General features: G+C 45.6%; 21 protein-coding genes. 13 read left to right on the plus strand and 8 right to left on the minus strand.

The genetic code is table 11. The annotated features are described in order from the left end of the window. Positions 1-295: 295 nt before the first annotated feature. Positions 296-850 carry a YceI family protein gene (locus tag ACFPIB_RS07555; RefSeq protein WP_378016830.1) on the plus strand — a complete coding sequence of 185 codons (555 nt, stop codon included), beginning with the start codon at positions 296-298 and terminating at the stop codon, positions 848-850. Between the two features lie 47 nt (positions 851-897). Here ACFPIB_RS07555 and ACFPIB_RS07560 read toward each other — a convergent pair whose 3' ends face one another. After that, positions 898-1,659 carry a biotin--[acetyl-CoA-carboxylase] ligase gene (locus ACFPIB_RS07560; protein WP_378016831.1) on the minus strand — a complete coding sequence of 254 codons (762 nt, stop codon included), beginning with the start codon at positions 1,657-1,659 and terminating at the stop codon, positions 898-900. 40 nt (positions 1,660-1,699) lie between these two features. Here ACFPIB_RS07560 and rsfS point away from each other — a divergent pair, with 40 nt between their 5' ends. The 11 genes from rsfS (at position 1,700) to ACFPIB_RS07615 (ending at position 12,441) form a co-directional block, all read left to right on the plus strand. Further along, positions 1,700-2,074: a ribosome silencing factor gene (gene rsfS / locus ACFPIB_RS07565; protein ID WP_378016832.1), complete on the plus strand. Its 375-nt coding sequence runs from the start codon at positions 1,700-1,702 to the stop codon at positions 2,072-2,074. A gap of 81 nt (positions 2,075-2,155) precedes the next feature. Continuing rightward, entirely contained in the window at positions 2,156-4,339 is a 2,184-nt protein-coding gene (gene ftsH / locus ACFPIB_RS07570; RefSeq protein ID WP_378016833.1) for an ATP-dependent zinc metalloprotease FtsH, read from the plus strand. Between the two features lie 33 nt (positions 4,340-4,372). Further along, positions 4,373-5,029: a LutC/YkgG family protein gene (locus ACFPIB_RS07575; protein WP_378016834.1), complete on the plus strand. Its 657-nt coding sequence runs from the start codon at positions 4,373-4,375 to the stop codon at positions 5,027-5,029. Further along, the gene (locus tag ACFPIB_RS07580) at positions 5,010-5,795 is read left to right on the plus strand and encodes a UDP-2,3-diacylglucosamine diphosphatase (protein WP_378016835.1); all 786 of its coding nucleotides are present in this window, start codon (positions 5,010-5,012) and stop codon (positions 5,793-5,795) included. Before ACFPIB_RS07575 ends, ACFPIB_RS07580 begins: the two co-directional genes overlap by 20 nt. Continuing rightward, positions 5,743-6,606 (plus strand): hypothetical protein, encoded by an 864-nt coding sequence (locus ACFPIB_RS07585; protein WP_378016836.1) that lies wholly within the window; start codon positions 5,743-5,745, stop codon positions 6,604-6,606. Before ACFPIB_RS07580 ends, ACFPIB_RS07585 begins: the two co-directional genes overlap by 53 nt. Positions 6,607-6,711: 105 nt before the next feature. Beyond that, positions 6,712-7,155 carry a toxin-antitoxin system YwqK family antitoxin gene (locus tag ACFPIB_RS07590; RefSeq protein ID WP_378016837.1) on the plus strand — a complete coding sequence of 148 codons (444 nt, stop codon included), beginning with the start codon at positions 6,712-6,714 and terminating at the stop codon, positions 7,153-7,155. Between the two features lie 111 nt (positions 7,156-7,266). Then, a complete protein-coding gene (locus ACFPIB_RS07595; RefSeq protein WP_378016838.1) occupies positions 7,267-7,710 on the plus strand; it encodes a lysozyme inhibitor LprI family protein in 444 nt (147 codons plus the stop codon). A 100-nt stretch (positions 7,711-7,810) separates the two neighbouring features. Further along, positions 7,811-8,668 carry a hypothetical protein gene (locus tag ACFPIB_RS07600; protein ID WP_378016839.1) on the plus strand — a complete coding sequence of 286 codons (858 nt, stop codon included), beginning with the start codon at positions 7,811-7,813 and terminating at the stop codon, positions 8,666-8,668. A 518-nt stretch (positions 8,669-9,186) separates the two neighbouring features. Then, positions 9,187-10,701 (plus strand): regulatory iron-sulfur-containing complex subunit RicT, encoded by a 1,515-nt coding sequence (locus ACFPIB_RS07605; RefSeq protein WP_378016840.1) that lies wholly within the window; start codon positions 9,187-9,189, stop codon positions 10,699-10,701. 3 nt (positions 10,702-10,704) lie between these two features. Continuing rightward, positions 10,705-11,178: a gliding motility lipoprotein GldH gene (locus ACFPIB_RS07610; RefSeq protein WP_378016841.1), complete on the plus strand. Its 474-nt coding sequence runs from the start codon at positions 10,705-10,707 to the stop codon at positions 11,176-11,178. Between the two features lie 165 nt (positions 11,179-11,343). Continuing rightward, a complete protein-coding gene (locus ACFPIB_RS07615) occupies positions 11,344-12,441 on the plus strand; it encodes an endonuclease/exonuclease/phosphatase family protein (protein ID WP_378016842.1) in 1,098 nt (365 codons plus the stop codon). A gap of 73 nt (positions 12,442-12,514) precedes the next feature. Here the strand turns inward: ACFPIB_RS07615 and ACFPIB_RS07620 are convergent, their stop codons facing one another. Next, a complete protein-coding gene (locus ACFPIB_RS07620; RefSeq protein WP_200507379.1) occupies positions 12,515-12,706 on the minus strand; it encodes a cold-shock protein in 192 nt (63 codons plus the stop codon). 617 nt (positions 12,707-13,323) lie between these two features. Here ACFPIB_RS07620 and ACFPIB_RS07625 point away from each other — a divergent pair. Next, positions 13,324-14,946 carry a hypothetical protein gene (locus ACFPIB_RS07625; RefSeq protein WP_378016843.1) on the plus strand — a complete coding sequence of 541 codons (1,623 nt, stop codon included), beginning with the start codon at positions 13,324-13,326 and terminating at the stop codon, positions 14,944-14,946. A gap of 344 nt (positions 14,947-15,290) precedes the next feature. On the opposite strand, the gene ACFPIB_RS07630 is transcribed toward ACFPIB_RS07625, so the two are convergent. The 6 genes from ACFPIB_RS07630 to ACFPIB_RS07655 form a co-directional block, all read right to left on the minus strand. After that, positions 15,291-16,154 carry an SDR family oxidoreductase gene (locus ACFPIB_RS07630; RefSeq protein WP_378016844.1) on the minus strand — a complete coding sequence of 288 codons (864 nt, stop codon included), beginning with the start codon at positions 16,152-16,154 and terminating at the stop codon, positions 15,291-15,293. Positions 16,155-16,428: 274 nt separating this feature from the next. Next, complete coding sequence (locus ACFPIB_RS07635; protein ID WP_378016845.1) at positions 16,429-17,280, minus strand: SdiA-regulated domain-containing protein; 852 nt, start codon at positions 17,278-17,280, stop codon at positions 16,429-16,431. After that, positions 17,274-21,203, minus strand: coding sequence for an AAA domain-containing protein (locus ACFPIB_RS07640; protein ID WP_378016846.1), 3,930 nt, complete (start codon positions 21,201-21,203; stop codon positions 17,274-17,276). The genes ACFPIB_RS07635 and ACFPIB_RS07640 overlap by 7 nt, the downstream gene beginning before the upstream one ends. A 26-nt stretch (positions 21,204-21,229) precedes the next feature. Continuing rightward, positions 21,230-22,156: a ComEA family DNA-binding protein gene (locus ACFPIB_RS07645; protein ID WP_378016847.1), complete on the minus strand. Its 927-nt coding sequence runs from the start codon at positions 22,154-22,156 to the stop codon at positions 21,230-21,232. A 76-nt stretch (positions 22,157-22,232) separates the two neighbouring features. Then, a complete protein-coding gene (locus tag ACFPIB_RS07650; RefSeq protein ID WP_378016848.1) occupies positions 22,233-23,696 on the minus strand; it encodes an APC family permease in 1,464 nt (487 codons plus the stop codon). 280 nt (positions 23,697-23,976) lie between these two features. Continuing rightward, complete coding sequence (locus tag ACFPIB_RS07655; protein WP_378016849.1) at positions 23,977-24,396, minus strand: nucleoside-diphosphate kinase; 420 nt, start codon at positions 24,394-24,396, stop codon at positions 23,977-23,979. Positions 24,397-24,634 lie beyond the last annotated feature (238 nt).

Below are 24,634 nucleotides of genomic sequence, written 5' to 3' on the forward strand. Positions count from 1 at the left end.
ACCTGAAACAGCATAACTTAAAGCCAGGCATTTACCTGATCTCCCTGCAAAACGGCGCTGCCACTACCCACCAGAAAATTGTGGTGCAGTAAGCTTGAATAGCCTAGTAATTAAAACAACCCCTTAACAGTATCATCTTCCGGGTTATTAACTGCGGACTGGATTAAACCAGCCCGCAGTTTTTTTTATTGCCAGACAGTTCAATAAAGTGCTTTCACCAAGTGGTTTAGGTTATCCGTAGTAATTCTTCTATAATTGTAGTATCTACAACCCGAAAGCCTGGCCACTAACTTATATGCATACTTTTTGGCGTATTTTCTATACCGTTTTCTTATTGATAATAACTTTTCAGGCAGCGGCGCAGACTTATACTGCCAATAACGGGCACGTTTATTTTCTTTCCGAAGCACCTATCCAGAATATAGAAGCGCATTCAACCCAATTGGGCGGCGCTTTAAGATTGAATGATCGTTCTTTTGCGTTCAGTATTCCCATAGAAAGTTTTGAATTTGAACGCTCACTCATGCAGCAGCATTTCAACGAAAGTTACCTGGAAAGTGAAAAATACCCGCGCGCTACTTTTGTAGGCAAATTACTGGATAGCACCAATTTTGCAATTCCCGGAACGTACGCCGTAACGGCCGTTGGCAAACTTACCATACACGGCATAACCCAGGAAAGAACCATTGGGGGCGTAATTATTTCCGACAAAAACCGACTAACGCTGGAAGCTATTTTTCCGGTAAAGATCTCCGACCACAACATTAAAATTCCGCGCCTGCTTTTCGAAACCATTGCCGAAACTGTGAACGTGAAAGTAAATATGGTCTTGCGGCCGGTGAAAACATAAAGCTTTGCCAGACTTTTTGCCGGCAAAACCATAGCGTTTTATAAACTTTAGGAAAACAGGAATTTAATTTCTTTCAGATCGAAAGTCTGCATTCCTTTTTCGGTTTCCAGCTGCAGTCTTCCATATTCATCGGTACCTACAATTTTGCCCTGCATAATTTTATCGCCGGCTTCAAACAACCGAAATTCACCGAAGCCTAAAAGCTGCCCCCAGTATTCCTGCTGCATTTGGAGCCGTGAGTTTTTCTGCAATTCCAGATACCGTTTTTCCAGGCATTCGAGCAATATTGCGGTCAGTTTTTTCAGATCGAAAGTTTGCCCGGAGATCTGCTTTAAGGAAACCGCATTCGGATTTTCAAAAGTTGCCTGGTTTACATTCAGGCCGATGCCAATCACAGAACTTTGCAAAGTTGAACCACTTATGCTATTTTCGATGAGAATGCCGCCAAGCTTTTTTTCAAGAAAATAAAGATCGTTGGGCCATTTTAACAGAACCCCGGCGGGCAAAAAACGTTTCAGAAAATCGGCTACTCCCAACGAAACGGCAATATTCAAAAAGAACTGATCGGAAGCGGCTAAAAAAACGGGTTTGTAAATTACCGAAAGCGTCAGGTTTTGTCCGGCGCCGGCTTCCCAGTTGTTTCCGCGCTGTCCGCGGCCGGCCGTCTGGTTTTCCGTAAGGATGACACAACCCTCCGTGGCTTCATTTTTGATTAATAATTGTTGTGCTACCGTATTGGTAGAGGTACATTCGGGCAGAAAAACGAATTGATGGCCCGTAAAGCGCGTTTGAGGCGAAATATTCTCCAAAGAATTTGCTAATTTTACAGAACAAATTTAATAACCAGAAATGACACAACCGAAAGTTAAGGATGAATCGGACATCTTGGCAGACCTTATTGTAAAAGGTATGCAGGAAAAAAAAGCTACTGACATAACAGTACTGAATCTGAAATCCTTAAAAAACGCCGTTTCCGATTACTTCGTGATCTGTTCGGCCAACTCCGATAGCCAACTCGATGCCATTGCCAAATCAGTGGAAGAAGAAGTTTATAAAATTGCCAAGGAAGATCCGTGGCAAAGTGAAGGTCGCCTGAACCGCGAATGGATCCTGCTCGATTACGTAAGTGTGGTAGCCCACATTTTCCTGAAAGACAAACGTCAGTTCTACGCACTGGAAGAACTCTGGGGCGACGCGCAGATCAAACAGATCGCAGACCAATAATCGGCGGCTTTTTGCGTTATTAGCTGAATAAAACGCAACCATACCTGTTACCATTTAGTTTTTAGAACTGATTTAATTCCAATGGCAGATAAAACCCCGAATAACAAAAAGAAAAAAATAAACCTTCCTACCACACCTCCAAAACCTACCATGCAAATGTGGGTTTTAGCGGCGTTAACCCTGCTCATATTCAGCATTCTATATTTTAACCGTAGCAACACCACCGTCGAGATCGATCAGCGCCGGTTCGAAGACATGGTTAAAAGTCGCGATGTGCAGCGAATTAACATCGTGAACGACAAAGTGGTGGAAGTTACGCTGAAAGATGAAGCGCTTAAAAACGAAAAGTATAAGAACGACCTGGCTAACCGCGGAGCTTTTGCTTTAGAGCAGGGTGCGCAGTTCCATTTCACCATTATTTCGCCGGAAATTTTTAAAGAAGACCTCGAGAAATTTCAGGAGAAAGAAAAGATACCGCGTGAAGAATGGCTCAGCTTGAACATGGAAAAACGGACCGGTTTTGGCGATTTCCTGACCAGCTGGGGCTTTTTGATCTTGCTTATGGTTGGTTTCTGGTTCATGATGCGTCGCGTTTCCAGCGGCGGACCGGGTGGCCAGATCTTCAACATCGGCAAATCTAAAGCCGCTTTATTCGATGCTGAAAACAAGGTTAAGATCACGTTTAAAGACGTAGCCGGCCTGGAAGAAGCGAAAGAAGAGATCCAGGAAATTGTAGAATTTCTGAAGAACCCGACCAAATTCACGATCTTGGGTGGTAAAATCCCTAAAGGTGCGTTACTGGTAGGTCCTCCGGGAACGGGTAAAACGTTATTAGCCAAAGCTGTAGCCGGTGAAGCTGATGTTCCGTTCTTCTCTTTATCCGGTTCCGACTTCGTGGAAATGTTCGTTGGGGTGGGTGCTGCCCGCGTACGCGACCTTTTCAAACAAGCCAAAGCCAAAGCACCGTGTATCATCTTTATCGATGAGATCGATGCTATTGGTCGTAGCCGTAGCCGCGGACAGGTTCCTGGTGGTAACGACGAACGTGAAAATACACTGAACTCCCTGCTGGTAGAAATGGACGGTTTCTCAACCGATTCCGGCGTAATTATTCTGGCTGCCACCAACCGACCAGATACCTTAGATTCAGCCTTGCTGCGTCCGGGACGTTTCGACCGCCAGATCTCGATTGATAAACCAGATATTGTAGGCCGTACGGAGATCTTCAATGTACACTTAAAGCCGATCACGTTAGCTTCGGATGTAGATGCTAAGAAACTGGCGGCGCAAACCCCAGGTTTTGCTGGTGCCGAAATTGCCAACGTTTGTAACGAAGCTGCTTTAATTGCTGCCCGCCGGAACAAAAAAGCGGTAGAAATGCAGGACTTCAACGATGCCATTGACCGCGTAATTGGTGGTCTGGAGAAAAAGAATAAGATCATTTCGCCGGAAGAAAAGCAGATCGTGGCGTACCACGAAGCGGGTCATGCCATTACCGGCTGGTTCCTGGAGCACTGCGATCCGTTGGTGAAAGTGAGCATTGTGCCTCGTGGTATTGCCGCTTTGGGTTATGCGCAATATTTACCAAAAGAGCAGTTCCTATACACTACCGAGCAATTAGTAGATGAAATGTGCATGGCTTTAGGTGGCCGCGCGGCGGAAGAAATTATCTTCGGAAAAATTTCTACCGGTGCTTTGAGCGATTTGGAGCGCATTACCAAAATGGCGTACAGCATTGTAACCATGTATGGTATGAACGATAAGATCGGCAACGTTTCTTTCTACGATTCGAAGCAGAGCGATATGGCTTTCAACAAACCATATTCCGAAGCAACCGCCGAAACTATTGACGAAGAAGTTCGCCTGATCATTAGTAATGCTTATGAGCACACCAAGCAATTATTACGCTCAAAAGGCCGCGAACTGGAACTGGTAGCGCAGGAGCTTTTGAAAAAAGAGATCCTGTTCCAGAATGACCTGGAGCGTTTGGTTGGTCCGCGTCCGTTTGCCAAATTAACGGCATACCAGGCGCACACGGCCGGTACAGATCGCAGCAAAACTGCCAGCGAAGTGCAACAGGAACAGGCGCACCCGCTTTCGAATAAGAATGAGCACGAAGATATAACCGAAGGTCCTTCCGATGGAAAATTGGATAACGGCCCGAAAGCAACGGAAACCGAAGCAAACGGACGATATAATCCTGCTTCAGAACCGGGGACTGATTCGAATATCAGACCGGGCCAGACGTATTCGTTCGATAAATAAAAACGCTATAATTTTATACTGAATAAGTAAACAATGTACGAAGCACGGTCTAAGGATATTGTATTACGGAAAGTACGGGAGGCGCTGGCTAAGTCAGCGCCTTTTGTGCCTCCTACCCCCGATTTTAATTCTACGGTTTATCCGCCGCTGGCCGACGAAGACCTTTCGATCGTGTTTGCGCAGAATTTCCTGAATACCGGCGGCAAATTCATTTACTGCGATTCGGAAGAGAATTTCTACGACCAGCTTTTCGAGTTCAAGCAGGAAAACAATATTCAGCACATTTTTGTCTGGGAATCGAGCCTGAAGAAGCAGCTTTTTGGCGCGGGCATTAACTTCAGCGGCGACGAAAAAGACTTTCTGAAACATGCCGAAGCCGGTTTAACGACTTGTGAAGCTTTGCTGGCTCGTACCGGCAGCATTCTGGTAAGTTCGGCCAATTCCGGGGGCCGGCGCTTAACTATTTACCCGGAAAAACATTTGGTGGTGGCTTATACCAGCCAGTTGGTGCCCGATATTAAAGAAGGTTTGCAATTGGTACGCGAAAAATATGCCCCGAAACTGCCTTCTATGCTGAGCATGGTTAGCGGCCCGAGCCGCACGGCCGATATTGAAAAAACGTTGGTTCTGGGTGCGCACGGCCCGAAACAACTCGTATTATTTTTGATCGATGACCTTATCGAAGATTAAGCTGGAGCCCGGCAAAAAGATCTTTTTCGCTTCCGATTTCCATTTGGGGGTACCCGATGCAGCCAGCAGTTTAGCGCGGGAAAAAAAGATCGTGCGGTGGCTGGATGCAATTAAAGACGAAGCGCAGGCCATCTTTTTGTTAGGCGATATTTTTGATTTCTGGTTTGAATACCGCCACGCCATTCCGAAAGGTTTTATCCGGATACAGGGAAAATTAGCGGAACTGACCGACCGCGGCATTCCGGTTTATTTCTTTACCGGCAACCACGACATGTGGATGTTCGATTATTTTACCCAGGAGTTGAATATTCCGGTGCTGCGCAAACCAATTTCGGTAATGCTCGGCGATCAGAAATTCCATATTGGTCACGGCGATGGTTTAGGCCCTAAAGATTACACGTATAAAGTGCTGAAGAAAGTTTTCAGCAGTCCGCTTTCGCAGTGGTTATTCGCCCGCATTCACCCGAATACGGGCATTGGAGTGGCCAATTACTGGAGCCGCCGCAGCCGCATCAGCAACACCCAGGAAGATGAATATTTCCACGGCGAAGATGCAGAATGGCTCGTAATTTACTGCAAAGAAACTGAAGCCCGCGAACACCACGATTATTACGTTTTCGGCCACCGGCATTTGCCGCTTGATATAAAGATCGGGGAACGCAGCCGCTATTTAAACCTGGGAGAATGGGTCAATTATTGCTCTTACGCCGTTTATGATGGAAAGAACCTGGAACTTAAACATTTCGAGAACGAAGAAAAAAAGTAAAGCCGCGCTGGTTTTACTTTTTTGCGTTTTTACCCTATCGTTTTTCCTCGCTCCGGAAAGCCGCGGCCAGGCTATTTCCATTCGTCAGCACCTGGATGTTTCGCAACCGGCCGCGATGAGCATAGATCGGCTGAATAATATTTACCTGACTGACCGCAAAAATAACGTACATCAGTTTAACGGCGCCGGGCGATTGATCAATACATACTCACCGCCGCGCACCGGCAATATTGGCAACGTTGAAGCCTGGAACGCGATGAAAGTGCTGCTTTTCTACGACGACCAGCAGCAAATTACCCTCCTGGACCGTTTCCTGAACAACATTGCTAATATTCGGCTGCGTGACATTACCGATGGCCTGATAAAAGTAGCAACCACGGCCGCCGATGAACGCATCTGGCTTTTTAACGAAAGTGAATTTTCGCTTTTGAAATACGATCCGCGCACTTCGGAAATTGTCAGCACCACGCCGCTTAACTTAACTTTCGACCGCAAAAAAGCCGATATCCGATACATTAGAGAATACCAGAATATGGTGTATATGGTAGATAAAACCACCGGCATTTACGTGTTCGATAACCTGGGCAATTACAAGAAAACGCTGCCGTTTCCGGAGCTTTCGTACATTGGTTTCCGGGGCGATGAGCTGTATTATCTGGCCGGCGGCAAGCTGCGATTTTTCAACCTCTATTCTTTTGCCGAACGCGCTTTTGACGTGCCGCCGGTGCAAAATTACAAGCAAGCTTTGGTGGGCGAAGATCTGGTTTATCTGCTTTCGGAAAGCGGTTTGGACCTTTATGAGTTTGAATAGTTTAAACATTTCCTGCCCTCTAACTTTTGCTTTTGCTTTGTTAATTTAATTTCTTCTTGTTAATTTTAGAAAGGAGGTGTAGTTCAATTCGAAACCCTGTTTTCTATGAAATTCCTAAGCTTTGTTCTGCTTTTCATTTTAATACTAAGCTTCTCCTCCTGCAAAACAAACCAGTTCAACAAAGCCTGCCAAAGGCACGGGCGCTGGGAGTTTGCCGATACGCTGGGAACGCAGGTTTATAAATATGGCGGGCGGTATAAAGACGGCATTGAATGCGGGAAATGGAAATATTACTTAGGTGGCAAAATTGCACGCAAAGAGAAATACCGCAAGAATATCAGCTACAACCAGTTCTTTCACGAAAACGGCAAAGTAAGTTCGCAGGGTAAAAGTCAGCTCGATGTTTCGGCGGCGGAAATTCATTGGTTCTACTTCGGCGATTGGGAATATTTCGATGAAAACGGTAGGCCTACGATGGTAAAAACATTCGAGAACGGGAAACAGGTTAACCTTCGTAAAATTCAGCTGGCTGAAGATAAGAAGAATTAGCGGTGCATTTTTCCCCTAAAAAACGCTATGGTTTTGAAGCTAAAAACAAGTGCCTTTCTGTAAATTTCATGAACACGTATATTAAGGATATGTAAGCTAAACCGTTTTTCAATGGCAGTAATTATTCTGAAGTTTCTCCTGAAAATAGTAGCAGGTTTATGCTTCGTGCTCATTTTTAGCTACTCCGTTTTTGCCCAAACCGATTCTGTGCACATCAGAACCACACCGGAGATGCGCGCGGAAATCTATAATGTTTTTGAGCAAAGCAGCAAAAAAATAACCGAACTGGATAAAACCATTCTGAAATACCTGAACAGCGTTAAAAAACCCAAAGCGGCGGCTTATAAAAAATCGTACGTCGATTCTCAGAATGGCTGGCTGAATTACCGCGACGGACATTGCCAGATCATTTCCGATGAATCGGCAGATGCGCCTACCGGCCCGGACCAGTTCTTTTACCAATGCATTGCCGACATCAATGCGCGGCGGATCGAAGAATTGAACGAACTGCTCATAAATTTCAAGCTCGAATTTGGTGCTTTAAAAATGGAATAACTTTCAGGATCAACGTCTTCCCTACTTTTTCTTACCCAAACCCAAGCGCTTTTGCGTATAAAACCTGCCGGCTTTCTGTACCAAACTTCCGGTCTGCGCTATGGACAACAAAACGTTAAAAATCGAGGATCTCTTTCTCAAAATGCCCCTCTACGATAAACTGGAGCTCAATTCTGCTTTGGAGTACAAACTGGTAGATATCCTGCGGTTCAGCGGAAAAATTGATATGTTTTGCGTGGGTTGCAACAAGGAAAGCACTTTTACCGGTTTCGATAACCTGACCGATTACGTGCCGGGTGTGGCTTACACCTCCAATTCCTCGAAACTAATGGAGCGGGTTTTTACTTTACCCAAATATTTTTCGCACAAGAAGGTTTTTACCGTGAAGCTGAAATGCTCGCGCAACGAGAACCATTTAATGCTTTTCAATTTCTACATCAAAGACAATATCCTGATCAAGATCGGGCAATATCCGAGTTTGATGGACCTGGCTCACCATTCGCTCAAAAAATACAAACGCATTCTGGGAACCGATCTTTACAATGAATTTAACCGGGCCGTAGGTCTGGCAACGCTGAATATTGGTCTGGGTTCGTTCATTTACCTGAAACGCATTTTCGACCACTTGCTGGAAGACGCTCACAAACAGATATTCGCCGATGAAAAGTGGAACGAACTTGAGTACCTTGCATCGCCGATGCACAAACGTATTGCCTTGCTAAAACACCATTTGCCGCCATATCTGGTTGAAAAACGCGATATGTTCCAGATCCTGAGCAAAGATGTACATGAACTAAGCGAAGAAGAATGTCTGAAGTTTTTCCCGCTGCTGCAAAACGCCATTGAGTGCATTCTGGACGAAAAACTGATCGAAATTACCCGTGACCTGAAGCGGCAGGAACTCGATAAATCCATCGATCAGCTTACGGCAAAGAAAAATCCGGCGAAGAAAAAATAGATGGGCACTTTTTCGGGCTTAAACCATACCGTTTTAAACCGACGATTTTTCTGGCGTTAGATATTTAAGCCTTTGTCATAAGTACCTTTGCCTTTACATGGGACCTGGCTTTAAAATATACCGACAACTGCGTGAAAGTAATTTTAAAACTTTAAGCTATAGCGTTCGTATAAGAATATTGTAAGCAAGATGTTCAAATTCGTCATTGTTTATTAAAAGAGGAAGCCCCAAAGCTTCCTCTTTTTGTTTTTAAGCCCGGCAGTTTTTCAGCCTCAAAACCTACCGTTTTTTAATGGTTAAACCGCTGAAAATTATCTTGTAACTGAAACGAAAACCCGGCATTTTTTTGTTGGTTATAAACAGTTTTTAACCGGAAAACGCTACCGTTTTGGAGCAAAAAAGTGAGAATTTCCGGTTAAGTTACTTCAGTAAAATGTTCGGGCAGGCAATATATTTAACTATATTTGTTAATTGCTAAAAATGTATACAACCCTAAACGATATAAAGGAGACTTAAAAGTGGGATGTGGTTCTTGTTCGAGCGGGGGCGGCTGCGGCACGAAAGTGGGCGGCTGTAAAAGCAACGGCGGGTGTAGTACCGGCGGTTGTAACCGGCTCAATGTTTATGATTGGCTCAGCGACATGGAAATGCCTACGTCGTTTGAAGAATTTGATATAGTAGAAGTTCGTTTTAAAGGCGGACGCAAAGATTTTTACCGGAATACCAATAAAATAGCACTTATTACCGGCGAACCGGTGGTAGTAGAAGTTCCGAATGGCCAGCACGTAGGGTACGTTTCGCTGAAAGGCGAGCTCGTGCGCCTGCAAATGCTGAAAAAGAAAGTTGACAACAACGAAGAAATAAAAAGCATTTACCGCATTGCCACCGAAAAAGACCTGGAAAAACTGGAAGCGGTAAAGTTGCAGGAAAACGGCACCATGTACCGTGCGCGCCAGATCATTCAGGAACTCAGCTTAAAAATGAAGCTCTCGGATGTGGAATACCAGGCCGATAAAACCAAAGCTACTTTTTATTATTCGGCTGAAGACCGCGTAGATTTCCGGGATCTGATCAAGAAACTGGCCGATGAATTTAAAATTCGCGTGGAAATGCGCCAGATCAGTCTGCGCCACGAAGCCGGCCGTTTAGGCGGAATTGGTTCCTGCGGCCGCGAACTTTGCTGCTCTACCTGGCTTACCGATTTTAAAAGTGTTTCTACCACGGCAGCGCGTTACCAGAATTTATCGCTGAACCCGAGCAAACTTTCGGGTCAGTGCGGGCGCTTAAAATGCTGCCTGAACTATGAGCTGGAAACGTATATGGACGCCCTGAAGGATATTCCGACGGTGAACCGCCCGCTGCAAACCCAGAAAGGCGAAGCTTTCCTGCAAAAAACCGACATCTTTAAAAAGATCATGTGGTTTGGTTTCCGCGGCGATAATAATTGGCATCCGGTGCCGGTGGCTCGCGTGAAGGAAATTCAGAAAATAAACAGCGATGGGCAGCAGCCGGAGAACCTGGTAGAAGCCATAAAAGAGCCAAGCCATAAAGAATTGCTGGCGGCACAGCTGGAAGGTAGTCTGGAACGTTTGGACGATAAATTTAAATCGAAAGGTAAAAAGAAGAAGAAAAAGAAACCGGCCGGTTTGCAAAGTCTGGTTGAAGGGGTGCAACGTGCGGCAGAAATCAAGCAGCAAAATCGCCCGAAAGTAGCCCGCTCCGAAAGACCGGAAAGACCGCAGAAACAGACCTCCGGCGAAACCAGACCAGAACGTAGCGAAAGACCGGAAAGAGCCGAAGGCACAGAAAATCGCCGCCCAAACCGGGAAAACCGCGGACCCCGACCGGAAAGAACGCCGCGGCCGGAACGCCCTGAAAGAGCTGAAAGAAGCGAACGCCCAGAACAGAAACGCGAAAATACGGCTGAAGGAGCAACGGCAGGCGATAACCGCCCTGACCGCGCCAACCAGAACCGTAACCGCAACCGGAACCGCAACTTTAATAAACCACGGCCGCCAAAACCTACCGAATAACCTATGAAAAAATACCTGCTTCCGGCATTTGTAATGCTCACTTTTTTACTGAGCAGCTGCGATAAGAACCGGATCTTCGAGCAAAACCAGGACCTGGAAAACAATTCCTGGCCCATTGCTGCGATCCGGGAATATAAATTCGAGGTAAAAGATACTTCTAAAAAATACGCGATCTACTTTAATGTGCGGAACGCGATCTTTTATGAATACTATAATCTTTACATGAAGCACACGCTAATTGGCCCCGACGGAAAAACGATTTCTACCAATCTGCACGAGTTATACCTGATGGATAAAAAATCGGGCAAACCACTTGGCGATGGAGCCGGCGACATTTTCGACCACCAGGTGCTGGCTATTAAAGACCAGACTTTTGATCAGCCTGGTACTTATACCATAAAACTGCAGCAATACATGCGCCGCGATCCGCTACCTGGCATTATGTCGGTAGGCGTTCGGGTAGAAACGCAGGAATAAAACGCTATGGTTTGAGATTAAAAAAACCGGTTTGCAGCAGCAGGCCGGTTTTCTTTTTTTAAGACACTTTTTCCGGTTAAATTAATAGCGTTTTCTTGGAAATAAACAGCAACCACAAACCGGTTTCTATGGTATTCCATAAACACTATATTCCGGACGAGAAAGATGAAAATTGCTTTAGAAGTGGTAGGCGCTATAATGATCCTGCTTTCGTTTCTGCCGCTTATTAAAACGCATTACTGGTGGATCCGGGTACTCGATTTTCCGCGCATGCAGGTGGCTTTCGTTTCGGCGGTGGTACTGGTTCTATACCTTATTTTTTTCGAGATCAGGCACCGGGCGGAAATTCTTTTTGGGGTGTTGCTGGCAGTGGCTTTTATTAACGAAATGCTGCACGTGTACCGCTACACTTGGCTGGCTCCGGTACAGGCGCTTCGGAGTAAAATTAAAGCTCCGAAAAATTCCTTCAGCTTTATGATCTCAAACGTGCGGATGAGCAATAAACGCTATGATAAATTCCTGAAAATCGTACACGAAAACGACCCGGATATTCTGCTGATAAACGAGCCGAACCAGCGCTGGGCGGATGCCATTTCACGCCTGAACCGGGTATATGCTTACTCCATAAAAAAACCGCTGGAAAACACATACGGCATGATTCTGTATTCCAAATTCAAAATCACAGAATATGAAATACGCTATTTAATAGAAGACGAAATTCCGTCGTTCTATTGCATTATAGAACTGCCGACGGGCAAGAAATTCGATCTTTTTACGGTGCATCCGCAGCCGCCTAATTTTGATAAACACACCGATAAACGCGAGGCTGAACTTTTAATTGTAGCTAAGAAAGCCAAGGAAACACCTTATGCCAGTATAGTTGCCGGCGACCTGAACGATGTGGCCTGGAGTTACACCACAAGGCTTTTCCGTAGGATCAGTGGTTTATTAGATCCGCGAATAGGCCGTGGTTTTTATAATACCTATAACGCGTTTGTGCCGTTTTTCCGCTATTCTTTAGACCATATTTTCTACGATCCGGCCTTCCGGCTTATAAGAATGAAGCGTCTTCCCTTTTTTGGTTCCGACCATTTTCCTATTCTGGTGCGCTTAAATTACGAACCGCTGGAAGCCGATGAACATGATGTTCCGGAGCCGGAACACGAAGAAGTGCAGGAAGCTGAGGAAATGATAGATCTGGGTACTGAAGGCAAAAAGCCGGAAGAAGTAGCACAGGTATTGAAACGCAGAAAACGGTTATAAAAAAAAACAGCCGGCTCTTGGGGAGCCGGCTGAATCTTTCACTTTAGGGATATATCCTCAAACGAGGGCGTAATTAGATACGCTCAACGTTAACCGCATTCAAACCTTTTTTACCTTCAGTTACTTCGAAAGAAACGCGATCGTTCTCGCGAATCTCGTGGATAAGTCCGCTCTGGTGAACGAAGATATCCTGGTTGTTCTCATCAGAAACGATGAAACCGAAACCTTTTGACTCATTAAAGAATTTTACTTTACCAGTTTTCATAAAAAAAATAATTATTAATAATACATCAAAGGTACGGATTTATTTCAAATAAAAACAGCGTTGTTACAAATACTTCTCAAAATTAAACTGTTTTCTGCCTCCCGGCTTTTACTATTACCTGATCCGGCACTTTTTACCCCTGAAACCATAGCGTTTTACTGCCAATTTTCCTTTTTAGATGAAGCTGCTAAAGTCTTATTTTTCAACTGCTTTAATTTAAATTCTGCTGAAGCATAATAAATAAGGTAGCACGTTTTTCAGCACGCTAAAAATCAAATCCTTATCTCTTTATTTTCGGACGAAGCCTTGTTTTTTTCGACCTGTTGCTGCAATAACCAATTTCCCAAAAACAGATGATAACCTGGTAAGGGCCGCGCGGCGTTTCCTCTTAAATTCGCTTTATTTCCTGACATCTTTTTAGCAAACATTTTACTTTAAAGTGTGAACCCGACTGAGGATTAAGCGTATAGCTAATTCGCTGCGCAAATTTTAAGCCTTGTGATTCACAAGCCGGCTTAAAATTTGGGGCGGTTTCCGGCAGGGCAATACTGCTTTACCGGCTTTACTGTTCATTTATTCATCATCATTCATCATCATTTAAAAGGAGAAAAATCAGTATGGCAGAAAATCAAAAAAACTCAGGTCAGTCTTCTATGTCAGGCAGTGGCTCAGATTCTAAATCAATGTCGGGTACAAGCCAAACCGGCATGAGCAGCTCCTCTTCTTCTATGATGTCGGGCGGTACGCAGAGCACTAACAGCGGTAACACCGGCGCTTCTGGCAGCACGTCATCGGGTAGCACTACCAACAGCAAAACCGGTTCAAAAACTACCTCCTCAGACAGCAGCCGTACTGCTTCAACTGGCTCAAAGTCAAAATCTGGTTCAACTTCTTCTTCCCCAACTTCAAAAACCAGCCGCCAGACCACCGGAAAATCTTCCGGCAGATCTGCTACCGCAGGTACTTCCGGCGGTTCTGCTAAATCAGGTACCAGATCATCCCGTTCTTCATCGTCTTCCTCATCAGATAATACTGATATGGGCTCACAAAACGAAGGTAACTATGGCAGCATGAGCCAGGGCGGCTATGGCAGCTACAACCAGAACTGGGGTTCGCAAGGCAACGTGGGCAATTATAGCTCCGGCATGGAAAACGATGAAAATTATGATTCATATTCATCTGGCAGTGGTTATGGTCAGCAAGGCCAGAGAGATAACTGGGGTGCTTACCAAGATCAAAATCAGAACCAACGCAACTATGGTGGCTATGGCAATGAATCTGGCAGCTACGGTAACCAGATGAGCTATGGCGGTTCTACCCAAAGCGGTTACGGCTCGCAAGGCAACCGCGAAAACTGGGGCGAACAAAACCGCAACCAAGGTAACTGGGGCGGTACTTCCGGCGGACAGGGCAATTATAGCCGTGGCATGAGCGGTAGCTCACAAGGCGGCGGCAGCCAATACGGTTATGGTTCTTCACAAGGCCAGGGCGGTTACGGCTCGCAAAGCGGCTATGGTTCTTCTAACTATGGCAACATGAGCAATTATAACCAGGAAAATTATAACCAACAGCAGCGCGGTGGTATGGGCCGCCAAGGCAACTGGGAAAACCAGCAACGCGGTGGCATGAGCAACTACGACCAGGATAATTATGGTACACGTGGCGGTTACGGCCAATCTTCGCAAGGCGGTTATGGCTCGCAAGGCTATCAGGGCGGCGGCTACAGTGGCCAGTATGGCAACCAGGGTGGCTGGGGATCTAACCGCGGCCAGCAAAGTGGTTATGACCAGGATAATTATGGCACTTCGCAACGCGGAAGCTGGGGCAACCAGGGCGGAAATTTTGGTAACCAGCAAGGTGGCCAATACGGTCAGCAACGCGGCGGTTACAGCAGCTACCGCGATGAAAATGAATCGTATGGAAATCGTTCGCAAGGCGGTTATGGTTCGCAGGGCGGCCAAGGTGGTTATGGCCGGGGCATGAGCAACCAGGGTGGCTATGGCTCTTATGGCCAGGGCAACCGCGGCGGTTCTTACAACGAAGAAATGGGCTCCAGAAGAGGTTCACAAAGCGGTTTCGGGGGTTACGGCGGCAGCGCTTCTTATCGTTCTGATGAGAATTCGGGTCGTGGCAGCTACGGCAGAAGCGGTTCTTATGGCAGTTCATCGCATGGCGGTTACGATCAGGACGAAGATTATCGTTATACCCGCGGCAACCGCAACACCAGCGACGAATATTAATTTTCTGACTAGCTATAAATGAAAAATCCCCGGTAAATTGCCGGGGATTTTTTTTATGTACATTTTTACAGCCACTCTCTTTTTTCCGCAAACAATTCTTCCATTTACCCGTCAGTTTTTTGTTTTAAATCATAGCGTTTTTCCCTGCTTTTAATTCACAGAAACACCGAAAAACACTAACATTGCAGCAACCGTTTTCTACCCAGAACGCAGCAGAATTCCAAAGACAATTTCGATAAAAAAAACTCCAGCAAAATAGCGAAATTCTGCATTGTTGCTGAAGTTTTATATTCGAGCCTTGACTTTTTCAGCCAAAACTCCTACCGTTTTTCAAGCTTTCTTGGCTAAAAGCAATCGGCATATTGGTGGCAAAAATCGCGAAAGGTGTGCCCTTTATGGCCAGTAACTTTTTCGGTGGTATCGGTTACGGTAGCGGCGTGGCCGGCTTTACAGATCTGATGCAATTCCATCATGGCATTCACCATCCAGTCGGGCATGTTCATTTGCTTCATTCCCTCCCGGGCGGCGTCTTCGGGTACATCTACAAACTCGATCTGGCGGCCGGTGGCTTCAGAAATAGCTTGGGCAACTTCCTCTCCTGTAAGCGCTTCCGGACCAGTAATGTATAAGGCTTGGTTGTAAAATTTATCGCTGGTAAGCACGCAATCGGCCACATCGGCAATATCGCGGGCATCAATAAAACTTACTTTGCCATGGCCCAACGGAAGGTATATTTTATTATCGGTCCGGATGCTGTTTCCGTAGTAATTCACAAAATTCTGCATGAAAGAAGCCGGCCGCAAAATGGTATAGGTCAAGCCCGAATCTTCCAGATATTTTTCCACTTCGCGGTGCCAGCGGCCCAACTGAATGCCATTCTCCGCTTCAGCGCCCGCTGCCGAAAGTCTTACTACGTGTTTCACCCCGGCTTCTTTGGCGGCATCTATCAGCAATTTGCCAATTTCCACCTGGTCTTCAGACATGGGCGTGATCATGAAAATGCGGTCAACGCCCGTAAAAGCCGCTTTCAGCGATTCCGGTTTATGGTATTCGATCTCGCAAAGTTCCACGTTCGGGTATTTCAGATTTTCGCCTTTAATAATGGAATGCACGCCGGCCCGCACTTTTACATTTAAGTTCGAAAGTTTTTTTACCACCTGGTTGCCAACCGTGCCGGTAGCACCGGTAATTAAGATAGTTTCCTGCATAGCTGCTGTTGCGTGAAGAATAAATGAGTGAATGCGTAATTTCCTGAATATTTGTTTAAACTGAAATCGGGGAATTTGGTTGAGCAAAATTCCCGCATCCGCAAAAAACGGTATGCTTTTGCGTTAAAAAACCCGACAATAAAAACCTGCCGCAACAGAAAAAACGCTACGCTTTCAGCCGCTAAAACTACCGGAAAACAAACGCATGAATGAGGTAGAAAAACGGTAGGATTTCAGGCTAAAAAAGTGCTTAACGTACCGCCAAACCAACTTTTTATTTTTTCTTTACCCGGAAAATTTTCCCGTTCTCGTTACTGAAGATCAGATCTTTATTATTCTCAAAAACCAGCGCCTCGGCCTGCCCCGATTTGCCTACCGGAATGCAGTATTTTTTCCCGTCGAAAAGCTTGTTGCCGGTTAACTCAAAAAGATAGATTTTACCGTAACCAAGCAAGGCAAAATGTTTCCCATCCGGACTCACATCGGCGCCGGTGATCATGGAATTCATTTGCAGTTCATCTACTTTCTTAGCTACATAATTACCGGGCTGGTCAGGTAATTCATACACTTTTACCAGCTCTTCCCGACCGCGGTCTTTGCTGAATAAATAGAGTTTGCCGTTGTGCCAGAAAAAAGCCTCCGAATCGAAATTGCGGTCTTTCTTTTGGGGCGGAAATTCCTGCTGGTCTTCGTACCGGAACTGAATGGTATCGACGTGGGAAGTATCCTGAAAATTGATTTTGAAAATACGGAGGTTACGCCTTTTATTGTTGTTGTTCCCGAAATCGCCGATGTAAAGGTTGCCGCTTTTATCTTTCGTGATATCTTCCCAATCTTCGTTAATGGTGTTCGGAATGGTTTTAGCTTCGAGCAAATTACCTTTCAGATCTACTTTGTAAAGCGTGTTCGTTCCGCCACCGTCGCCATGCGTCCAGAGCGTGCCGGCATCGTCGGCCCAGGCAAAACCAGAACTTTCGGCCACTTCGGTTTTATTCATTTTTGCCAGCTGCGTTACCTGGTAAGCATTATCTACGGTTGCAAAATCTGCGCGGCTTTTATCTTGTTTACAGCCACATAAAGCCGTTTGTAAAAAAATGTAAATGGTAAAAAGTTTGTATTTCAGCATGTGGTTTTTTCTATTTCCTGCACCATTTTTTCCGGATTCTGCCAGTATTGGCGACTGTAAAACGTGCGGTAAGGCCAGTTACGTTTTTGCAGCCGGAAAGGTACATCGAAATGCGTTTGCCTTGTTGAAACCTGGCCGAAATACAGATCATCGTCGGTGCGGAAAAGCTGGCAGAATTTTTCATCTTTACTTAAAACCAAGTCGGCGAAGGGCAGTTTTTTGCTCAATTCTCCTACCGTTTTTGCTTCATTTAAAAGCTTATCTTTCAGGAAAAATTCGTGTTTCACGCTTTCGGTTTCCAAAGGCTTCCAGCTAAACTTTCCTTCTGAAACAGCCTGCGCAAAATGCAGAAACGCCTGCAGTAATTTTGGACCTTCGTGCTTCGCATTTTCAACTTTCAGATCCTGCGCAAACAAACTTGAAACCACGTAAAGCTTCGAAATTGCGCGTGTAATGGCCACATTCAGCCGGTTTTCTCCTTTGGCCTGGCTCAGGCTGCCAAACTGCGAAACCACTTTCCCGCTGGCATCGGCGGCGTAACCAACAGCTAAAATAATTACCTGTTTTTCGTCGCCTTGCATGTTCTCAATATTCTTGATCTGCAAGGTTTCCGGCAAGGCAATCTTTCTTTCTGCCGCTGTAAATTCTACCAGGTCCTGGAGCAAACTTTGTTGCGCGAAATTGAACGTGATGATGCCAATATCTTCCTGACCTGCCGCCAGCAATTTGAACAACAATTCCACTACTTTCTCCGCTTCCGGTCTATTCGTCTGCTTTTCCCAAAGCCCGTTCACTTTTAAAAATTCAATAGCCGGAATGCCTTTTTCAATATCCTGTTTATCAGGAATGAGTTGCAGTTTATTGCGGTAAAAATGTTGGTTGGAAAAATGAATAAGTTCCGGAAAGCGGCTGCGGTAATGCTGCGTGAGCCAGTGTTGCGGCAAATGCAAGCTACTCAGTTGCAGCAGAGATTCCACAAATAATTCTTCCGTTTCGTCGTCTTCCTCCTGCCAGCGCGTACGGTACAGGTCGGTTGGCGCCAGCTGGTTTTCGTCGCCGGCAATCACCACTTGTTTAGCCCGGAAAATGGCCGGCAAACCGGTCTCCGAAAACGCCTGCGAAGCCTCATCAAAGATCACCAGATCGGGTTGTTGCGAAAGGGGAAAAACGGCCGAAATTGTTTCCGGGGAAGCGAGCCAGCAAGGTACCAGATCGTTAATTTCATTACTAAAAGTTGCCTGTAGTTTGCGCAGTGAAAACAGGTTGCGTTTCTTGCTGACCTGGGCGTAAAGTTTGCGGTAAGATGTTACATTGCCAAGCCGGTTTTTCTCCAGGTTCCGGTACGTTCTTTCGCGAAGACCGGTAAGTACAATTTCGTGGCTGAGCTGTTGTTTCTGCAAGAGCAATTCCTGCAGTTCGCTTTCCAGATTTGCAATTTCTTCTCCTGCAATTTTCAGCACCGGATATTTATTTTCCAGTTCCAGAATCCAGTTCAGAAAAACCGAATTCTGAAACGTTTCCAGCTTTTCTGCTACCGTTCCCGGCAGTTTTTGCAGCGTTTTAGCTACCGTTTTTTCGGTTGTACTGAAGTTTCCAAAATGCGTATCGTGCGCAGCAATGGCTTCAAAATATTGTGCTAAACTTTCAAGGAAAACCTGCTGAAAGTTTGTGCTTTCTGCCAGCTTTTCGATCTGATTTTCAGTTAAAAACCCTCCCCAGTTTGCAGCTGAATTTTCTACAGTCTGAAGTGCTTTCAGGAGTTTTTTGACCTGAAACAATACCGTTTTCGCGTCGGAAGAAAGCAGTTTTTTGCACTGCAGTTTCCGGGCTAGTTGTGCCGCTCCCAAAGCTTTCTGCCACGTGCTAAGTTGGCTTTCGCGTTCAGTTATTTCCGAAGAAAAAATTACCGAATCGCCCATAATTTGACCGAGATAATGTTGCAGCTTTTGCCGTTCCTGTAATTTCTCCAGACGCTTCTTTAACGCAGAAATTCCGACCTCAGAAAACGATAGGTAAAACTGCTCTAAAAGTCCCAGAAAGTTAGTTTTGGAGCCAAGTTGCCATTTCGTTTTCAGCCAAAAACTAGCGCGACTTTGTTCGTAAACCGCAAGTTCATTTAACGCATTTTGTAGTTCATTTTCGTTTAAGAAAACTGGTTCTTCGGCAAAGCTTTTTTCCAGTTTTTTAAGCGTTTTGCCAACCTGCTCCAGTTGCGCCGCAGGTTGCTGAAACAAAACCGGAAAAAGCGATAAAACGGTTAGATCAGCTTGCAAAAGTTCGCACAATGCCTCTAAGTTCGCCGCTTCGTTTTGCAGCAATTTCCAAGTTTCTACAGCCGAACCTTTCTGCTGCATTACTTCGGGAAGTTCCTTGAAAAACGCAGCAAATTTCTCCGGAATTTCAGTGGCAAACTGTTCCAGTTTTTTCCGTTCCGGCCAGTTCCAGTTTGCAAAACTTTTTCGTTCGGTTAAAGCAAAATCCGGTGCATCTAAATCTTGAGTGGCGGTTAAATATTGCTCGAGTTGTGGCAGGAAAAATGGTAGCGTTTCGGCAGTAAAAACCCGGAATTCCGGCAGATTCAATGCTGCATTTTTAAGCGAACTTTTCAGGTATAATTCCTTAGCCGGCCAGCCGCAAACCGACGCATCGAAAAGAGCTGTTTTGAACTCGGTAAGCGTTTGTAGAATTTGGTTTATGCGGCGGCTGGTTTCCAAAAACTTCCGCTCGGCAAACACAATGGGCAGCTGATTATTCTGCTTTTTGTACGTTTCAACTTCCTCAATCTGGAGCTTTAGTTGCGCAAAAACTTTTCGGCGGTCGGCTTCAAAATCGTGTACTAAAGCTGCAAAATTCCCGAACCCTTTTGAGACTAAGCGGCTGTAAACCACATCCAGCGCGGCGCGTTTCTGACACACTACCCAAACCGTTTTTCCGCGCGCTACAAAATCAGTTACCAGGTTGCAGATCAGCTGCGATTTTCCGGTGCCCGGCGGCCCTTGTACCACCAAAGATCTTCCGCGTTTCACTTCCTGCAAAACCAATTCCTGCGGTGCATCCAGATCGAAAACGGCAAAGGTATTCTGCTCTAAATTTCCGGTTAAGTTCTTCGTTTCAACTTCGGTTTTAAAAAGCGCTTCAAAAGAATTCAGTTCCGGCTTTTGCAGCAATTCATCGTAATCGGCCATTAAATACGAACCAGCCTGCGGGAAAATTCCGAGTACCGCTTCGGGAAATAATTTCAGTTCGCCGGGCTTGTATTGCGCTTCCATTTCGGCTTTGGTTAAACTGCGAAACGGTAGCAATTTATCCTCGAAAAGTTGCTGATTGAAGTTCAGTTGCAGACTGCTGTTTTTAAGCACTTCATACAATTTTGTCCGGAACTCTAAGGCGTCTTTCGGGAAATCGGAGAAGTCGAAATCAAGTAAATTTTCGTCGGCGTGCAGTTGATTGTAATGCGCATAAGCCAGCAGAAAATTCTGGTTAAAGATCGGTTCGGAAGTTTTTTCCCGGCTTAAAATCCATTGCTGTTTTGCGTTCAGTTCCAGCTTAACGGGAAAGAATAAAAGCGGCGCGCGCAGCAAGGTTCCGTCGTTCAGTTTGCCGGTTACAAAAGGCCAGCCCACGAACAATTCTTCGGTTCCGCGTTCCTCTTTCAGCAAAGCTATGCGGCGCAAAATTTCCTTCAGTTTACTGCTTAGCGGCGCTACATCAGCTTGTCTCGGATCGGCAAATGGGGCCAGCGTAACGTGTTTTTTACCGGCAATAATTTCGCGGAGCAGTTCGAAAGCGGGTTGGGAATTTACAAAATCGAAGCTTTGCAGATCGAGGTGCAGACCGGCGCTTAAACGACGCAAAACCAAAGACCGGTTATTGCCCGAAAGATTGATTAGCCTGCGCTGATACGACTTTAAAATTTGCTCCATTGTACAGCGAAGTTCCGAAAAAGTGATCAAAGCGCAAGGTACGGCCGCAGTTTTGCAAACGTAGCTTCGTCCATGAGCTTGATCTTTTTAATATCTTCTATTTTCTGATACGGTCCGTGCTGGTCGCGGTAGGCAATTATGGCGCGGCTCTGGTTGAATTTCAGGTACGGGTGCGTTTTCAATTCTTCGAAAGTAACGCTGTTCAGGTTTATCTTCTTTGGGTTGAAATCGTTTTCCACGTAGGTGTATTTGCGCAAGCTATCGAGCGTTTCCGGTTGCAGCCCGAACACTTCTTTTATCTGTTCTTCGGAAGTAAAACCACCCAGCCGATCTCGATATTTCAGAATTCTGGCAGAAAGTTTAGAACCAATACCGCGGATGCGTTTCAGTTCGGTAGTATCGGCGAGGTTTATATCGAATGCTTGTAGTTTAAAAGGCTTTTTCGTGCTTTCAAATTTGCGGTCTTCGTAAGTACCGCCACTTTTTCCGGCAAAATCCCTACCGTTTCTAGCAGTTTCAGGCAACAATAAATAAGGCGCAAACTTTTGGTAAACTGAATCGGGCAGACCATAGATTTTCTGCACTTCGGCTTTGCTTTTAAAATCGCCGACTTTGTTCCGGTAATTCAGAATGCGTTTGGCCAGCCAGGGTTTCATGCCGAAAGCGATCCACTCTTGTTCGGTAAGCGCGTTCGGGTTGAAAGGCTTTAAAGAAACGGTAGGCTTTTTGGCGTAAAAAGTCTTCTTCCTTACTTCTTCGCGGGCATCTAAAATTACGGCCAGACTGTCTAAAATTTCCCGGTCTTGGGTTGGGTCGTAGGTTTCAGATTTCGGTCTGGTGAAAAACGGGAGGATCAGAAACAAAACCATTAGAACCAGCAACACCAGGAAACCGGAAGTTTCGCGCTGCGAAAAGCCGAAATATTGCCTGATCCAGAACCGGAGTTTATTCAATTGCAGGGAGCGTTAAACCGTAGCGCAGGGTTTAAACCCTGCGCTACGGTGGTTGAGAAATCAACTAAAACAACCCTTATACTTTACTTGCGCGAATTGTGTTCCGGAATAAATAATAAACCGGAATTCCAATGGCTACAATAATAAGGCCCGGCCAGGAATAATACGGTTTATAAAGCAGCAAAATGAAACATACCATGCCCGCCAGGAAAATATACATGGCCGGTAAAACCGGGTAACCCCAGGCTTTGTAAGGGCGCGGCGCATCGGGCCGTTTTTTGCGCAGAATATATACGCCGGCAATGGTGAGAATGTAGAAAAGTAGCACCGCAAAAATTACGTAATCGAGCAGGTTGCTATAGGTGCCGGAAAGACAAAGCAAAGAAGCCCACAAACCTTGCAACCAAAGTGCATTGGCAGGCACGCCTTTTTTGTTCAGCTTCGCCATAGACCGGAAAAACAGCCCGTCTTTCGCAATGGCGTAATACACCCGTGCGCCCGATAAAATACAGCCGTTCGCACAGCCAAAAGTCGAGATCATAATAAGCAAGGCAATAGCAATGGTGGCTTTGCTGCTGCCCACGGCTTCGGCCACGGCAGTTGCTACACGGTCGTTGCTGGCAAACTGAATACCGCGGCTTAAAATATCAGTTCCTTCAGGAATTCCTTTTAACGGCAGCACCAATAAATAAACCACATTCACCAACAGATAAATGCCGGTTACGAGCATCGTTCCAATAACCATACTGCGCACAATATTTTTTTCCGGATTTACTACTTCGTCGCCGGAAAAGCTGATGTTGTTCCAGGCATCGGAAGAAAATAAAGAACCTACCATGGCCATGCCAATAGCCGCAATTAAACCCCAGCCCGCCAGCGAAGAAATGGAGGAAACCGCGCCGCTTTCAACTACGGTAGCTTTGGCGTGCCACATATCCGAGAAATTCTGCTGCACCACGCCTTCATTAATGCCGAAGATGAGGCCAATGGCGATTAGCCCAAACAAAGCAATAATCTTGGTACTGCCGAAAACATTCTGGATCAGCTTGCCGTTTTTCACGCCCCTGGAATTCAGGTACGTTAAAAACGCAATACAACAAATTGCTAAAAGCTGCACAGTGGTAAATTTGAACCGGCCAACTTCCAGCAACACGTTCGTTTCGGAAAACCAGGGAATAAGCACACCAGTGAAACGCGCAAACGCCACACCAACCGCCGCAATGGTGCCCGTCTGAATAACCAGGAAAAGCGTCCAGCCATACAAAAAGGAAACCATGGAATTATAAGCTTCGCGCAGGTACACGTACTGGCCGCCGGCTTTAGGCATCATACCCGATAATTCGCCGTAGCTCAGCGCGGCAACTACGGTCATAAAACCGGTAAGTAACCAAACCAGCAGCAAATAACCGGAACTGCCCACGTTGCGGGCAATATCGGAACTTACAATAAAAATTCCGGAGCCGATCATTGTTCCGGCTACCATCATTACAGCATCAAAAAGTTTCAGTTCGCGCTTAAAATGCCCTTGTTCCTCGGCCATGGGTTTCGTTTGGTTAATTGTAGCTTGAAAGATAGTTATTTTTTAGATGCCAGATATTAGACACTGGTTTTTGCTCTTTTGTCTTGAACAGGATTTATTTGATTTACTTGATTTCCGGCAATAAAAAAACCTCACAGGTTTTAAAAATCTGTGAGGTTTGATCTGAAAACGGTATGGTTTCCTGATAAAAAACGTAGAGACGCCCAAATTGGGCGTCTCTACAGGAATTTCAAAAAAATTAACGCCTAAAATCCAGCGTCCAATATCTAGTGTCTAAAAATTAAAACTGCTCGTCAGCGCCGAAGAAGAAATCGCCTTCAATTTTAGCGTTCTCGTCAGAATCAGAACCGTGAACGGCGTTTGACTCGATCGATTTTGCGAAACGCTTCCGGATCGTACCTTCTGCAGCCTGCTCAGGGTTAGTAGCGCCGATCAGCGTACGGAAATCTTCTACCGCGTTGTCTTTCTCCAGGATCATGGCTACGATCGGGCCTTTGCTCATGTAAGAAACCAGGTCGTTGTAGAACGGACGCTCTTTGTGCACCGCGTAAAATTCACCAGCACGCTCCGGCGTTAAACGCGTTTTTTTCATGGCTACAATGCGGAAACCGCCTTCTTCCATCATTTGAGTAATTGCGCCAATGTGGTTGTCCTGAACCGCATCTGGCTTGATCATGGTAAACGTTCTGTTAGTTGCCATCTTTTTTATATCAATTAGAAATTAAAAATTAGGAATTAGAAATGAATGATCTGAAAACGTGCCACCAAATAATAATAATCCGTTTTTAAATCAGCCTGCAAAAGTAATACAGAAATCCGGAAATCTGCTTATCTGCCCGGAATTCTCTTGCCTCAAAAGCCCGGAAAAACAAAACGCTATGCTTTTGAGCTCAAAAAGCCAAACTTGCGAATTTCAAACTTTCAAACAATCGAAACGA

This window comes from Adhaeribacter terreus (assembly GCF_042657365.1).
GTDB classification, from domain to species: Bacteria; Bacteroidota; Bacteroidia; order Cytophagales; family Hymenobacteraceae; genus Adhaeribacter_A; species Adhaeribacter_A terreus.